This is a genomic window from Chitinophaga sp. 180180018-3 (assembly GCF_037893185.1).
Lineage (GTDB): Bacteria > Bacteroidota > Bacteroidia > Chitinophagales > Chitinophagaceae > Chitinophaga.
The window spans coordinates 1,459,525-1,473,347 of record NZ_CP140772.1; the positions used below are offsets into that span (position 1 = coordinate 1,459,525).

The 13,823-nt window shown below is 43.4% G+C and carries 14 protein-coding genes; 7 read left to right on the forward strand and 7 right to left on the reverse strand.

The window, feature by feature from the left end; all coding sequences use genetic code 11:
• Nucleotides 1-13: 13 nt before the first annotated feature.
• Complete coding sequence (locus UNH61_RS05945) at nucleotides 14-3,247, reverse strand: SusC/RagA family TonB-linked outer membrane protein (RefSeq protein ID WP_326991215.1); 3,234 nt, start codon at nucleotides 3,245-3,247, stop codon at nucleotides 14-16.
• A 49-nt stretch (nucleotides 3,248-3,296) separates the two neighbouring features.
• Nucleotides 3,297-4,583: a DUF3738 domain-containing protein gene (locus tag UNH61_RS05950; RefSeq protein WP_326991216.1), complete on the reverse strand. Its 1,287-nt coding sequence runs from the start codon at nucleotides 4,581-4,583 to the stop codon at nucleotides 3,297-3,299.
• 637 nt (nucleotides 4,584-5,220) lie between these two features.
• Here UNH61_RS05950 and UNH61_RS05955 point away from each other — a divergent pair.
• Both UNH61_RS05955 and UNH61_RS05960 read left to right on the forward strand, forming a co-directional pair.
• On the forward strand, nucleotides 5,221-5,610 hold the full coding sequence (locus UNH61_RS05955; protein WP_326991217.1) for a hypothetical protein: 390 nt from the start codon (nucleotides 5,221-5,223) through the stop codon (nucleotides 5,608-5,610).
• A gap of 125 nt (nucleotides 5,611-5,735) precedes the next feature.
• A complete protein-coding gene (locus UNH61_RS05960) occupies nucleotides 5,736-6,275 on the forward strand; it encodes a hypothetical protein (protein WP_326991218.1) in 540 nt (179 codons plus the stop codon).
• A 23-nt stretch (nucleotides 6,276-6,298) separates the two neighbouring features.
• Here UNH61_RS05960 and UNH61_RS05965 read toward each other — a convergent pair whose 3' ends face one another.
• The 5 genes from UNH61_RS05965 to UNH61_RS05985 all read right to left on the reverse strand — a co-directional run bounded on the left by UNH61_RS05965 (nucleotide 6,299) and on the right by UNH61_RS05985 (nucleotide 8,966).
• Nucleotides 6,299-6,565 (reverse strand): hypothetical protein, encoded by a 267-nt coding sequence (locus tag UNH61_RS05965; protein WP_326991219.1) that lies wholly within the window; start codon nucleotides 6,563-6,565, stop codon nucleotides 6,299-6,301.
• Between the two features lie 168 nt (nucleotides 6,566-6,733).
• Complete coding sequence (locus UNH61_RS05970; RefSeq protein ID WP_326991220.1) at nucleotides 6,734-7,093, reverse strand: hypothetical protein; 360 nt, start codon at nucleotides 7,091-7,093, stop codon at nucleotides 6,734-6,736.
• A gap of 26 nt (nucleotides 7,094-7,119) precedes the next feature.
• Nucleotides 7,120-7,374 carry a SymE family type I addiction module toxin gene (locus UNH61_RS05975; protein ID WP_326991221.1) on the reverse strand — a complete coding sequence of 85 codons (255 nt, stop codon included), beginning with the start codon at nucleotides 7,372-7,374 and terminating at the stop codon, nucleotides 7,120-7,122.
• Nucleotides 7,371-8,555: a HEPN domain-containing protein gene (locus tag UNH61_RS05980; RefSeq protein WP_326991222.1), complete on the reverse strand. Its 1,185-nt coding sequence runs from the start codon at nucleotides 8,553-8,555 to the stop codon at nucleotides 7,371-7,373. The genes UNH61_RS05975 and UNH61_RS05980 overlap by 4 nt, the downstream gene beginning before the upstream one ends.
• Nucleotides 8,556-8,651: 96 nt before the next feature.
• Complete coding sequence (locus tag UNH61_RS05985; RefSeq protein WP_326991223.1) at nucleotides 8,652-8,966, reverse strand: hypothetical protein; 315 nt, start codon at nucleotides 8,964-8,966, stop codon at nucleotides 8,652-8,654.
• Between the two features lie 472 nt (nucleotides 8,967-9,438).
• Between UNH61_RS05985 and UNH61_RS05990 the strand changes: the two genes are divergently transcribed.
• From UNH61_RS05990 to UNH61_RS06010, 5 genes are read left to right on the forward strand one after another with little or no spacing between them, the layout of a single operon-like run.
• Complete coding sequence (locus UNH61_RS05990; RefSeq protein ID WP_326991224.1) at nucleotides 9,439-9,882, forward strand: hypothetical protein; 444 nt, start codon at nucleotides 9,439-9,441, stop codon at nucleotides 9,880-9,882.
• Between the two features lie 54 nt (nucleotides 9,883-9,936).
• The gene (locus tag UNH61_RS05995; protein WP_326991225.1) at nucleotides 9,937-10,284 is read left to right on the forward strand and encodes a DUF4134 domain-containing protein; all 348 of its coding nucleotides are present in this window, start codon (nucleotides 9,937-9,939) and stop codon (nucleotides 10,282-10,284) included.
• Between the two features lie 27 nt (nucleotides 10,285-10,311).
• Nucleotides 10,312-10,689, forward strand: a complete 378-nt coding sequence (locus tag UNH61_RS06000) for a DUF4133 domain-containing protein (protein ID WP_326991226.1) — start codon at nucleotides 10,312-10,314, stop codon at nucleotides 10,687-10,689.
• Nucleotides 10,673-13,111, forward strand: a complete 2,439-nt coding sequence (locus tag UNH61_RS06005) for a TraG family conjugative transposon ATPase (protein WP_326991227.1) — start codon at nucleotides 10,673-10,675, stop codon at nucleotides 13,109-13,111. Before UNH61_RS06000 ends, UNH61_RS06005 begins: the two co-directional genes overlap by 17 nt.
• Nucleotides 13,112-13,116: 5 nt before the next feature.
• Complete coding sequence (locus tag UNH61_RS06010; protein WP_326991228.1) at nucleotides 13,117-13,803, forward strand: conjugal transfer protein TraI; 687 nt, start codon at nucleotides 13,117-13,119, stop codon at nucleotides 13,801-13,803.
• Nucleotides 13,804-13,823: the final 20 nt, after the last annotated feature.

A 13,823-nucleotide genomic window follows, 5' to 3' on the forward strand; every position in this document is an offset into this window, starting at 1 on the left:
TCTTTTTAAGAGGTTAGAAAGTGCCCTTGATTCCAAAGGAAATACTGCGGGGAGGTATCACAGCGCCGTATTCCGGATCAAGGCCATGTTTTTTAGCTCTGTATATGGTAGCGATGTTTTCTATGTACAGATAACATTGGAGCTGACTAAATACAGGGTTGTGCCTACTCTGCGGTGTAACGGTATATTGCAGGCTGATATCCTTCCACCGGATCATGTCGGCTCTCTCTACCAGCGCCGCAGACTGTAGATAGAATTGATCCCGGTAGAAATCTGCCGGATATATCATTGCTGGCACGTTCGTCGTTTTTTCATCACCTGGTTGTTTCCATCGGAGGGCGTAATCACTGTGACCGGTCCAGTTTTGATACAGTGCAGAATAATTTATGGAGTTTCTAAGAAAGTAATGCCCCATCTTAAAAAGGATATTGGTGCTTAAAGTCCATCCTGCATAAGATATGCTTGGCCTGAAGGCTCCGTAGAACGGAGGAAGCGCCCTGCCAGAGTAAACAAGATCACTCAGTAATGATTTGCTGGCGATGGCATAATAATCTTTACTTACGTTTCCATTTAGCCACCCTTGTGGGTTTCCGTGATCATCCAGCCCCTCCCAGCGATAGCTTAGTATAGCATCGGTGGGCCGACCCTCCAGCGGATTGACCCCACTGCCAATATAGCTGCTCGCCTTCGTGTACTTGTACAGATACCTAGTGATCTTGTTGGTGTTATAGCTTAACAGTAAAGTGGCATCCAGCTTTATTTTCCTGTCTATTATCCGGCTTTGTAAATTGATATCCATGCCCTGCCCCTCAATAGCAGCGGAGTTCTTGGAGATATTGGTTACGCCTGTGGTGGGATCAAGAGGGGTAACGCCGATCAGGTCCGTACTCTTTTTCGTATATACGTCCACGCTGCCGGAAAGTGCATTTCCACGTAGCCGGAAATCCAGCCCTATGTTTAGTGTACCTGTCTTTTCCCATTGCAGGCTGGGATTAGGCGCTGCGGCGATGGTTGCGAATGGCTGATTAATGTAAAAATTACTACCTGCGGCACCGTAGCTTATAATGGTAAGGGCGGAAAGCCGGCTGCTCGTATTGCCATTATAACCATAAGTGATGCGGGCAGCAAGCATCGGTAGCCATGATACATTAAAGAATTTTTCCTGTGAAACATTCCATCGTAGACCGCTTGACCAAAGCGGCACACCTTTCTGATTGGTCCTCACACCGAAAAGGTTGCTGGCATCCTTCCTGGCGCTTACAGACAGTATATACCGATTGTCAAACGTGTACGAGGCATTGGCGTAATAGGATATATACCGGAGTAATATATCTCCAAAGTCCAGCGGATCAGGAACACGCTGGCTCCCTGCCAAATTGAGATACGTTGGGAGATAATCAACATAGTTAACGTTGCTGAAGGTGAGCAGATCAGGATCATACCCGTAGGTGCGGCGCATATCGTTGCTAGTTCGGGCCTGCTTCACTTCTATGCCTGCGAGTGCGGTCAGCTCGTGTCGGTCATTCCAACGTTGGTTATAATTTAGCTGGCCCCTTCCGGAATGTACGGTGAGATCATTGGCCCCTTGATCCAGTATACCACCGCGAGGGATTCCATATAATACCTGCCCGTTTTCTGCTATCTGTGAATATAAGTTTATAAGATTACGGGCGTAGTATGTATCACTGTTGTACAGGTTCCACGTAGAACCTGTCTGATGTTCATACTGGTAGCGTAGTTCCGCAGTCAATGCAGAAGTAATGGAATACCTGGCTCCCAGGTTAAACCTGTAGTTATGAATATCAGTGTGATTGTCTGCCTGCTGCACTTCCTGAAGCGGATAGTACCTCCAGTCTAGCAGCATTCTTGCCCCGGCTGTATCTGTAAACGATGCTCTGTAATCCTTTACCAGCGGTAAAGGGACGCCGTTATTATCCGCAAGCGCCGCGTAAGGGTAATAACGGAATTTGCCGCCACCAGGAGAAAGCATGTCCGGCCCTGGATTGTTGTTAGTGGTTCTACTAAAGCCGTAAAGCAGGCCCACTTGCATTTCAAGGCTTTTCGCCAGCCGGAAAGAGTTCTCCGAACGGAGCGTGATTCTTTGGGAGCCATTGCGGATAAGGCTATTCTGCTGGTCATCAAAGCCGGCACTGAAAAAGTAATGTACGCCCGGAGTACCGCCACTAAGATTTACGGAGTGCTGCTGGCTGACAGCAGTCCGGTACAGATATTTCCTGTAATCATCCCGTATATCATGCTGTCGGAGCGCTGCAATCTGTTCGGCTGCCTGCCCATGCCCAATTAATCCGGTCTTTTCTTTTTGTAGTATTTCCACAACCGGCGATAATGGGGGCCGGTTATAGGTATTGTTGATATCACTGTTATAGAATCCTTCTTTAAACAGCTTCATTTCCATATCGATAAAATCCCCGGAGGACATGGCGTTGTCCTTAAAAAGATCAGGTTTATCCGTTACTGTTATATTGGTAGAGGCTTCCACCTTCAGCGGCTGGTTATATCTGCCTTTCCGCGTGGTGATCACCACCACACCGTTGCCGGCCTGGGCTCCCCAAATTGAAGCGGCTGCGGCATCTTTGAGCAGCGTTACACTCTCAATATCGGTTGGGTTTATCTGTCCTATGTCGCCGTCAAACGGGAAATTATCGACCACGAGTAACGGCGCATTGTTGGCAAATAATGTACTACGTCCCCTTACAAGTAGCTGCCGGTCTTTGTTACGATTATCAAAAAGTACGGAGGTCGTGCCTTCCAGGCGAGAAAGAAGATCCATTCCTGGCCTCCGGGATAATACCGTCTGGTCCACTTTTTCAAAGGCACCGGTAGCCCTTTCACGTGGCAATGACTGGTATCCTGTAGAAACTACCACCTCTTGTAGACCTGTTTGTACCGGGGAAAGATAAACGACCAGGTTAGGTGCTCTTCCTGCGGCGTCAGCGGCGGAAATGCTCATGGGCGTGTAGCCTACAAAAGAAATATATAGGCTATCAGCATTTACATAGATAATCTGGAACTGGCCGTTAGCGGCGGTATGTGTAAGATGTGGCGCTTTTTTATAACGCACCGTCGCACCAGGAAGCGGCTTGCTGGTGCCTGTTTCCATGACATAACCGATAATCGGTCCTCTAGTCGTTTGCCGTGCAGCGGCGTGCAGGCCGGAGGCAGAAATAAGTAAGATCAAGATGATGCAGCGGTATAGGCTGAATACAATGTTTCGCTTGTCTTGCATAAAACTAAGTTTTGGTGAAGGGCGGCACAGGCCCGATGGTTGGTGATTTTTACGAACCGGATTTTTCGGTTATGACGAACATTTCGAGTTCTTGTTCACTATCTTCTAATTCAAGCCCATGCTGCATTAGTGCCTTCCGCAGTGCGGATATGTCAGCATAGGGCATATTCAAGGTAAGGTCGATGTTACCGGTAAAGCCAGTCTGATCTATCACGGGTGGTAGGCCGTACATTTCGTTGAGTTTATACAGCAGGGCTGCTAGTGTTGTGTTACGTAGGAAAAGCAGGCTTCCATCGGGTCCGGTCCTTATTTCAGGCGATCCCCCAGCAGTAGATAACGTTGTGCCGGTAGTACTTTTTTTCAAGATGCAGCATTTAACCAGGCGTTTTTCCATCCGGCCATCTGCACGCAGATACCGGTTAAGGTCTTGCAACATATATGTTTGGAGCTGTTGTCTGCTTGTGGAAAGTGGACATCTCAATTCGTAACAAAGGCCGTATTGTTGCTGCCATTCAAAGAAATAGCCGTGTGTGGGAGTGTACCGGTAGGCCGCAGGATTATTAACCTCTAGGATTACCCTGTTACGGGGGAAGTTAACCAATCTGCCAAGCGCCATCAGGTATAGGTCAATAACCTGCCAGTTGGTTGCATACCTCCGGATGATCCCAGTTGTGGTATCACTATTAATACCAGCTATCATGCCTAAGCCAGGTATAAAACCTGTGAGCGCACTGTAATACTCGACAGCGCCTTCTTTTATCGGAAGAACAGGTTTGAGCAGCGCCGCCTTATAGTCATATTGGACGAGATCATTTTTAGCTGGCAGATAACTAAAATCCCCACGCAGCGCCGATTGTATGTTGTCAGCATTCAAATATTCGGCATACGTAATAGCCGATACTCTGCCGGACGGCGCTATCCAAACAATGTGAGGTATAGCAGCGTACGGAAACAGTTTTTGCAGAATGGTGTCACCAGTCAAAGTAGGTACAGGCGGGTGGTTAGCTGCGCCTGTACTGAAAAAATTCCGCACTATTTCTCTTTTTTGTGGAGTTACTGTAATAATCTGTATGCTATCTCCGAACTGGCGTTGCAGGCTGTCCAGCTTGGGAAGACCGGCTACACAGGCACTACAGCTGGTAGTCCAGAAATCCAGGATCAGTAGTTTTCCTTTAAATCCGGCAAAGTTGCCTTTCTTTGCCGGAAAGTTGATGATTGGTGCTATTGATATCGCGGGAACAGTTTCACCTATATGTAGCGGCGCTATTGGTATGGTTTGCCCGAATAGTATCAGGAATGGGCATAGCATTCCCGTCAGGAAAATTAATCTTTTCATGATGGTAGAATTAGAATGAAGAATTGCGTTCAGTATTCCGCTGGCAGATCAGGTGAGCGGATATGAAGATTGTAAGATGGTTGATATATCATAACGGCTGGTTTAATGTTGAAGCAATAAATTAGCCCCAGCGGATAGACATCCGCAGGCCGTCCTTAGATTTTAATCCCTATAGCTTGTAAAAAAATAAGTTTGCAAATGAATCTCGGTGGAGTAATGATCGTAGCCGGGGTGCAACTACGTATAGATATGACCGGTAGGGGCATAAAAAAGACGTGGGTTAGTCCCTACCGATCAACAGGGCTACGACACCCCAGGCACCGAATAGGAACGCCCACGCCGTAACGTGAGCGTTTCACTCGATCTCCCGGTGCCTCTTCAAATGTCGTAGTTTGTTGATGCCGAGATTGCAAGCAATACGCTTATAATCATATATTTATAAGTCTGCAAATGTACATCACTAGGATGTATTTGCAAAGAATGAAATAACCATTTGTCAGAATTTATCGTATGTAATCCAAAACACTGATAACTGTGAATTGTAATTATACCCTTTCTCACATAAAGATACGGAAATTTTCATTTTATGCTAATTCTAGCATCAAAATATTTTTTAGTTCGATGCACTTTCCGGTTTATGGAAAAGAGCAAAGTATTTCTTAAAAATCGGCTAGGCTTAGGTTTAGTCAAATGGATTGCTGGCAATAAAGAACAAGCAAAGAAAAATAAAGAGGCTGGAATCCAGGATTTAAGTTTAGTAAAAAGCCTTCGGGGATTGGAATCTTCATCAGGTATAAGTTACCGGATCTTACAAGGTATTTCCAAAGGAGAAAGAAGCCCTGAATATACAACGTTAGAAGCAATTGCAGAAGCCTTTGGAACAAAGTTAAGTGTATTCCTTGCTTATTGTGAGGCGCTCCCTGATAATGATGTCCAACAGGCAATGGAAGCGAATAAAAAGGCTAAAAGTAAAGAAGCAAATAAGAGAGCAAAGAGTAAAGTTGTAAAAGGAAGAAAAAAACCATAAAATTTATCAAGTAAAATTTCCATCCTGATTCTTGGTCCTATCGTGGAATTTTTTTGAGAGGATATTGTAAATTGCACCGTTAACCATTTACTACCTCCGGGTGTTCACTAATAAATTCCGTTATTATGAGAACTCTATTACTGATCCTCGCAATAGCCTTTCTCTCTGCCTGTAGCTCAAAGAAACTTGGCCGGGAACAAGCAGCAGAAATAATCAAAAAAGCCTATCCCCGCACAATTGATTGGGATATCTATACTGCTGATCCCCAGTCAGCGGCAAAAGCGCTTAATACAAAGTTGGAGCAGGATGGATATATCATCATTCAAAAGAAGCAATCACTGGCGGATATCGGTAATCCATTTATCTCGTTCACAGAAAAATCAAAGCCCTATCTTATGGAAACTCCGGAGAAAGATAAGGCTATTAATGTTCAGAAGGTTAAACTGGCGGAACAGCATTTTAAGGAAGTTACCGGTATGCAACTGTTGAGCAATGATAAGAAGGCTATCGTTGAATATACAGTCATCTATCAAAACGTTACTCCGTTTGTACCTCTTTCAACGCTGAAGATTGAGCCGGAATTAAAGCGTAAAGCATATTTTGCTTTATACGATGATGGCTGGCGTATTGTAGAGAAGCCGGATATCGATTTCCTGGTACAATAACTTCGCGCTCACTATTCAGTAGGTTATCGATAACATTTTTCGAGGTTTTTGATTAAACTATCATTCATTTCATCGGTAATCTCTACAATTCTTCGTTTTTCTGCGAGACTAAGGTGATCACGGCTTTTTTCCTTAGTATATATATCCCGTGGTGGTTTGCTACGCATCTTCCGGTAGAATGTCGGTATGCTCCAGTTACAGTCCTCACAAACTTTTTCCCGGAAACTGGCTCCCATGTTTGAATATAATTCATGGAGGCTGTATAGAACGTTTCGTTTTTCTTTTTTCATATGGGTAGTTTTGATATGGATGAAATTTGTGTGTAATTATTGGCAAACAAGCCGTAGACACGGCTCGTCGGTTATAAACAACAAAAAATGGAAAAAACAAACAATGAATATTTTTGATAAGGCACAATAAGAATAAGGTGCCGTCATATATCTCGCAAGTATCTCTTTTTAGGATATTTGATCGCGCAGCAATTCTATTTTTGTTGGAATTTCTATATCATCAGGTTTTACCATTTTTACCTTGAATAAAGCCTTAGAGCCCTCTCCAGCCATTTTGACCCCTGTTCCTGTCCGGATATCGACAAACCAGAGCATATGCTTTTCTCTTCTCCCTGCAAGGAATTGTTTTGCGCCATTTTCGTAGGCAATCACATAAATGTCGCTTCCCACAAGCTGAATATCATCTAATGGTATTTTCTCCAGGAACACGATACTACCTGCCATAATGAAGGGTGGAACCTTATCTGTCTTTATGTGCATGTAATGTGTGGATTGCAAAAGGAGTTTTTCTTGTTTAGACGTGGTCATATAAATTATTTTAGATAATGAAAATGTCAGATTACTTTCTTCGCCTTCTGATATTTTAAACCTCCGAAAGGTTGCCCTGAAATCGGATCAGTCACCGATTTTATTTTTTTTATCTTCAATGAATCTCTACTTACTGTAACGGATATACGATCTCCAATTTTAAATCCGGCTTGTGCGAGCCAATGACCTGAAAGATTTACCCAGGGAACGCGAATATAATCGCCAATTCTCGGTACTGATTTGTAATGAATCAATACGTTTCGGTTTGTTTTGCTACTCATAAGGGTTGGTTTATGGTTGAAATAGTACGATACGGGCAATATGGGAGCTGTCCAAACTGGCAGACGATTTCAGCTAATGTTCCTTTAATTACGTTCTCTAATTCAGATAATTTTTCAAACAACGTATTTAGATCAATATCAGAGATACTGTATTCATCTGAGAAGTTATACCTCGATTTTTTGTACGCTTGATTGAGTAGTTGCAGCAGTGCATTGTCTCTCGGATCATCTTCCTTGAAAACCTTACCGATATTTTCAGTAAAAAATAGCGTTGCCTTTATAAGTGTATTCAGGTTATGTGTATGTGAAGCTGAGCCCATCACAGATATCAATAAAGCTCTTAATGAATGCTCTGCTGCCTGATGGATGGAAAATGTTGCCAGTGCTGGTTTATTGTTCCGGCGATAGTACGCTGCACCTTCTTGGAAATCATGTACTAAAGAAAAAATTTTATCGAAAATATCCCAGGATTTTTGTTGCATTACTTCAGAAGGTACATAGTGTTTTTTAGGAAGGATAGTATGATGACCGTTATACTTTATGCGTTCCGGTCTGCATACTCGCTCGTAAAACAGATGTCCATCTTTTAGCGCATTATATACCTCACTGGCTGGTCGGATCTGAATATTTACGGGCAATTCAGAATCGAAATATCCGTGAATTTTCTTTTCCAATTCAGCGTGGGGAATTTCGTTATTATGGGTAAGATATAGGAGGCTGGCTGCATAGTCAGCTCTACTATGATACTTTATTAAAAAAATTTTGTCAATCACCGGTATGCTGGTCCCGGAATCAATGATCCCATACATAATTGGATTATCTTCTAGTTTATCGCATTCCTCTTCACATACAATTTCGTCCTCTTCTACCGGATTCATTGTTGTTGACCATTGAATTTTTTCATCTTTCCACAGTTTATGTACAAGATATCCGGCTTCAATGAATTTCTCCAGCATCTCATAAAAGAAAACTATGTCTCCCCTTGTGTTGCGGTCTAGTTCTTTATTATAATTTCCCGTCACGGTCGATTTGATGATCTCCCATAAACTATTACGTAAACCTGATAAGTCATCCAGGAGAAAGAAATCCTGTAATACCTTAAATGGATTTTTAACTTCCGGAAGTGAGAGCGTAAATGTCCGGTTCATCCATGCTGGTTGAAGGTTTGTTCCATCTAACATAAAATTGGGTTTAGATTTGAAGGATAATTTTGGTTGCAGGGATGAAAATATAAGGAATATACAGCGCTATATGTGTTTGGGGTAATCAAGACTAAATCACTGTTCCATATCGTCAAATGAAGGTAGATTCTTATCCTTTCCCCGATTTTTCACTTCATGATTCAATAATTCAAGCGTTTTCTTTAAGTACCCACAGAAGATAAGTATCTCGTGCCTCTTGGATTCAGGGAAGCAAAATATTACATTGCCCTGCGATACCGCGCAAAGGTCGTTGATCATGGATTGAGCAGTATCTAAGGGAAAAATCTTAAAAAGTGAATAGAACATTCCCCATGCCAGTTTGTATTGTTCATCAATTGGCTTTCTTTTAAATGCTTCCAGGAGAACAATTAGTTGCTCATGTTGATTCATAATAGCAGTTTTAGACTTTAGATGTCAATACCATTCTGTCGGACCTGACTGGCCCGATAATAGAATAGACTTTGCAATGTGAAGGGAGAAATCTTGGAAGGACTAAGATGTTATACTGGTGCAGTGTAACTATGATTCTAAAATTACCAAAATGAATATTACAAACCAAATTACTGACCTGTATTTCTCTGGCCGAGGTAAATCATAATCAGCCAAGTTCCCTACCTACCCTCAATATTTTTTTTTCATTTTTCTTTTCCCAACAGATTACTTCTGAAATTATATAAGTTGACCGACAGCAAGTTATCCTCCCTACTACTAGGTGTGTAAGGTTTTTTCGGGTTTATTCAGGTGCATATTTGTACCCGAACAGTTCATAGTACCAGAAGCAGATAGATATGTGGTGAGTGCGTGTGCTTGACAAACATAGGCTGCGTGATGGTGATGATGTGTGGTTTGAAAAATACAGCCTATGTTAAGTTCATTTTCATGGGCGAGCTACCTGATGGTAGCCGCCCTTTTAATCGGCATCTATTACTGTATTGTTATCGTCCGGTATTACCGGAACGATATCAGCAAATTATCTTCTCGCCGCCAAAGAGAAGGTGATGAACCCGTTAGCCCCCAGCTGTCATTGTTTGATGACGCACCTGAAGATCATGCTACCATAAATCCCGCAGACCTTTTTACACCTGCATTGGGGCTATCGGCAAGGATCAGGGAAGTAATGAACAAGGCCGCCAATGAAAAATACAGCAAGGCAGGATTGGTCCTGATTCTGCGCAAACTTATTGCTGAATACCCAGCACTGAAGGGCACACCATTTCAGGTTGCTATCAACAATGTCATTATAACGGAAAGTAAAGCTATGGGTGCCGCTGGCCTTGATGAAGGCGATGTTGATCTTTTGTGGTAAGTACCGACCGGCGGCTACACCTATAGTGTATTTGTGAGATATAAAATGTGAAGTATGAAAGTGAGGTGGTTGAATTTAAAGTATCACAAAGATGTCTGCATTTTCGTAGGGGTTACACTGTTAGTGTCATTGGTTAATACAGCAGTAATGGCCCAGGGAACGGCTGATGGGAAGGCTGGCATAAAAGAGGCCAGCGACAAGGTACGTAGCTATTTTGATACCGGAACAGACTTAATGTACGCGGTTGGCGCCGTCGTTGGATTAATCGGTGCTGTAAAGGTTTATCAGAAGTGGTCCAGTGGAGATCCGGATACATCGCGCGTTGCCGCTGCATGGTTCGGCAGTTGTGTGTTTTTGGTGGTTGTTGCTACCGTGTTGAAATCGTTCTTTGGTATCACCTGATACCAGTTACGCTAAAGAGTACAGTGTATGGCAAACAGTGTTTATACCGTCAATAAAGGAATCAATATCAGTATTGAGTTTAAAGGATTGAAAGCACAGTATATATGGTATTTGGCTGGTGGTCTGCTTGGTATTATGATCCTGTTTGCCATTCTGTATATCGCTGGCGTGAATCCCTATGTATGTGTTGCTATCGCCCTGGGAACGGGAGCTGGTCTGGTTTCATGGGTTTATCGGTTAAGCAATACATACGGTGAACACGGCTTAAGCAAGAAATGGGCAAGGCGGCAAATTCCCCCCTGCATAAGAGCAGGGAAAGGCCATGAAATATTTATTGGCAATATAAGTGGTCGTTATGGTAAAGGTGTTGGAGGAAATGTTGCCAATCATGAGCGTGGAACATGATTGCATACTTTCAAAAAGCGGCGATGTTACTATCGCCTTTCAGGTGCAGCTTCCGGAGATATTTACATTATCCGCCGGTGACTATGAAGCATTGCATCAGACGTTCATAAAAGCGATTAAGGCGCTGCCGAAAAATTCGGTATTCCACAAGCAGGATTGGTTTATCAATCGCCGGTATAAGGGCGACTTTGAAAAAGACGGAGATTCTTTTCTATCCCGGAGCAGTACCCGCTTTTTTAATGAGCGGCCATTTTTGGATCATACCTGCTACATCATGATCACAAGAAGGCTGGATAGCCGTAAACCTTCCAGTTCTCTTTTTTCATCACTGTGTAGGAGGTTTATTATCCCCGGTGAACTGATGCAACCCAATACTCTCCGGGATTTCCTGGATTCAGTTGGACAGTTCAAAAGCATACTGGAAGGCACTGGATTTATTAAGCTGGACCGGATCACTGATGCGGGCTTGATTAGTGATCGGCAGAAAGCTGGCCTCATTGAAAGGTATTGTTTTCTGACGCCTGATGCCGATAGACCCATCAGTAAGGATATTTCTTTTGGTGATGATATCAGGATTGGTGATGACTACCTTCAGATGTACACATTGGCAGATGTAGAAAATCTTCCTGGGTTATGCGGAAGCCGCATAAACTTTGACAAGTATTCAACTGACGCGAACAAATACAGTGTTGGCTTTACCGCTGCTTTGGGGCAGTTGCTTCCCTGTGATCACATTTATAACCAGTTCCTGTTTATTGGTGATGCTTCTGCAAAAATTCAGCAATTGGAGAAAAAGCGCCTGCGGCTGCAATCCCTATCCGCCTATAGTAGAAGAAACACGATGGCAAGGGACGCCATCAATGATTTCCTACAGGAGGCAGTTGGGCAACAGCGGTTACCGGTACAAGCGCACTTTAATATCTGCACCTGGTCAAATGATAGAAGTGTACTGAAGGAGCTAAAAAATCAGGTGGCTACGTCTTTAGCGCAGATAGACGCTTCCACCAAACAGGAAATCGTAGGCGCTCCGCAGATTTTCTGGTCCGCTATCCCTGGCAATGAGGGCGACTTTCCGATGAACGACACATTTGATACGTTCTGCGAGCAGGCATGTTGCTTTCTGACCCTCGAAACCAGTTACCGTAATAGCATCAGTCCTTTTGGTATTCGGCTGGGTGATCGTCAGACAGGACGGCCATTGCATGTGGATATCTCGGATGAGCCCATGCGCCAGGGAATCATTACCAACAGGAATAAAATTGTCATAGGCGGTAGCGGTTCCGGGAAGAGCATGTTTATGTGCTCACTCTTGCGCAGCTACTTTGAACAGGGGGCGCACTGCGTTGTACTAGACGTTGGAGGTAGCTATACCGGATTGTGCAAATTGCTCAATGGCTATTATTTCTCTTATACAGAACAAGATCCTATCAAGTTTAATCCCTTCTATATATCGGAGAGCGATACTCTGGATGTAGAAAAAAGGGAAAGCCTTAAAACCTTGATACTTGCTTTGTGGAAGCGGGAAAGCGAATCATTCAACCGGTCGGAATATGTCGCGATATCAAACGCGCTCATGTTGTATTATCAGAAGCTGGATAGCGATAAATCCATTTTTCCCTGTTTTGACACCTTCTACGAGTTTTTGCAGGATGAATATGTAGGCATCCTGGAAAAGGAAAGGGTACAAACCAAAGACTTTGATATTAACAACCTCTTGTATGTTTTAAAACCGTATTTCAGCGGAGGGGAATTTTCCTACCTACTTAATGCCAGGGAGAATCTTAATTTATTGGAAGAGAGGTTTGTTGTCATAGAACTGGACAATATCACCGAGAACCCAATACTATTCCCAGTGGTAACGCTTTTGTGTATGGAGATGTTCATTTCCAAGATGAGAAAGCTGAAAGGTGTGCGGAAACTCATTGTTATAGAGGAAGCCTGGAAGGCGATCATGCGTAACGGCATGGCGGAGTTCATGAAATATCTTTATAAAACCATCCGAAAATTCTACGGGGAAGCCTATACGGTAACACAGGAACTATCAGACCTTATCAGTTCTCCGATTGTCAAAGAAGCCATCATTTCAAATGCTGATTGTAAGATTCTGCTTGACATGCGGAAATTCTCTAACAAGTTTTCCGATATCCAGGCACTTCTGGGCATGAGCGACAAAGGGAAAGAAATGGTGTTGTCCGTCAACCGTTCCAACGAGCCAGGGCGCAGGTACAGAGAGGTGTTTATTGATCTCGGTGGGCAGGTGATGAAAGTTTACCGCTATGAGCCCTCACCTGAAGAGTATTATGCTTATTCCACAGAGGAAACTGAAAAGATGAAAGTGATGGCCTATGCTGACAAATATGGAGGTGACATACGCAGAGGAATCACAGCGCTTGTTCAGGAATTACTTGACCAGCAAAATTGAGCGGTATGAAAAGTGTGTATAAGGTAATGCTGTGTGCTGTATTGTGTTGTGGCCTTGTTGTAATGCCAACAAAGAAAAGCCAAGCCATTGTTTGGGTCGTGATAAAAGCTGCGGCAAAAAAGGTTATCAAAGCGCTGGACCTCCAGATTCAACGTCTTCAGAACAACACTATTGTTTTGCAAAATGCACAAAAGACGTTGGAAAACGCATTGTCCAAATTGAAGTTGCAGGAAATCGCCGGCTGGACTGAAAAGCAGCGTCAATTATATGCTGGTTATTTTGAAGAGTTGTGGAAGGTAAAGAATGCTATCTCCACCTATAAAAAGATAAAAGAAATAGTTCAGCAGCAGGTGGTCCTGGTGAATGAGTATAAAAAGGCGTATGAGCTTCTCCGGAAGGATACCCGCTTTACCCCGGAGGAAATCGATTATATGTATAAAGTTTATTCTGGCATCCTCTCAGAAAGCCTAAAGAATGTAGATCAGCTCCTTTTGGTCTGCAACTCTTTCGCTACTCAAATGTCAGACGGAAGGAGATTGGAGATTATCGCTGATGCTGCTGCCGGTATTGAGGAAAACATGACTGCACTGCGTCAGTTCACAAATTACAATATCGGTATCAGTATGCAACGAGCGAATGGGGCTAGTGAGATTGATATGGTGCGGCGCATGTACGGTTTGCCAGCCAAGTGATGTATAATATAATATGGTGT

Excerpts from the sequence above, each read along its gene's own strand:
- UNH61_RS05945 (WP_326991215.1), bottom strand. The coding sequence starts at position 3,247 with ATGCAAGACAAGCGAAACATTGTATTCAGCCTATACCGCTGCATCATC.
- UNH61_RS05950 (WP_326991216.1), bottom strand. The coding sequence starts at position 4,583 with ATGAAAAGATTAATTTTCCTGACGGGAATGCTATGCCCATTCCTGATA.
- UNH61_RS05955 (WP_326991217.1), top strand. The coding sequence starts at position 5,221 with ATGGAAAAGAGCAAAGTATTTCTTAAAAATCGGCTAGGCTTAGGTTTA.
- UNH61_RS05960 (WP_326991218.1), top strand. The coding sequence starts at position 5,736 with ATGAGAACTCTATTACTGATCCTCGCAATAGCCTTTCTCTCTGCCTGT.
- UNH61_RS05965 (WP_326991219.1), bottom strand. The coding sequence starts at position 6,565 with ATGAAAAAAGAAAAACGAAACGTTCTATACAGCCTCCATGAATTATAT.
- UNH61_RS05970 (WP_326991220.1), bottom strand. The coding sequence starts at position 7,093 with ATGACCACGTCTAAACAAGAAAAACTCCTTTTGCAATCCACACATTAC.
- UNH61_RS05975 (WP_326991221.1), bottom strand. The coding sequence starts at position 7,374 with ATGAGTAGCAAAACAAACCGAAACGTATTGATTCATTACAAATCAGTA.
- UNH61_RS05980 (WP_326991222.1), bottom strand. The coding sequence starts at position 8,555 with ATGTTAGATGGAACAAACCTTCAACCAGCATGGATGAACCGGACATTT.
- UNH61_RS05985 (WP_326991223.1), bottom strand. The coding sequence starts at position 8,966 with ATGAATCAACATGAGCAACTAATTGTTCTCCTGGAAGCATTTAAAAGA.
- UNH61_RS05990 (WP_326991224.1), top strand. The coding sequence starts at position 9,439 with ATGTTAAGTTCATTTTCATGGGCGAGCTACCTGATGGTAGCCGCCCTT.
- UNH61_RS05995 (WP_326991225.1), top strand. The coding sequence starts at position 9,937 with ATGAAAGTGAGGTGGTTGAATTTAAAGTATCACAAAGATGTCTGCATT.
- UNH61_RS06000 (WP_326991226.1), top strand. The coding sequence starts at position 10,312 with ATGGCAAACAGTGTTTATACCGTCAATAAAGGAATCAATATCAGTATT.
- UNH61_RS06005 (WP_326991227.1), top strand. The coding sequence starts at position 10,673 with ATGAGCGTGGAACATGATTGCATACTTTCAAAAAGCGGCGATGTTACT.
- UNH61_RS06010 (WP_326991228.1), top strand. The coding sequence starts at position 13,117 with ATGAAAAGTGTGTATAAGGTAATGCTGTGTGCTGTATTGTGTTGTGGC.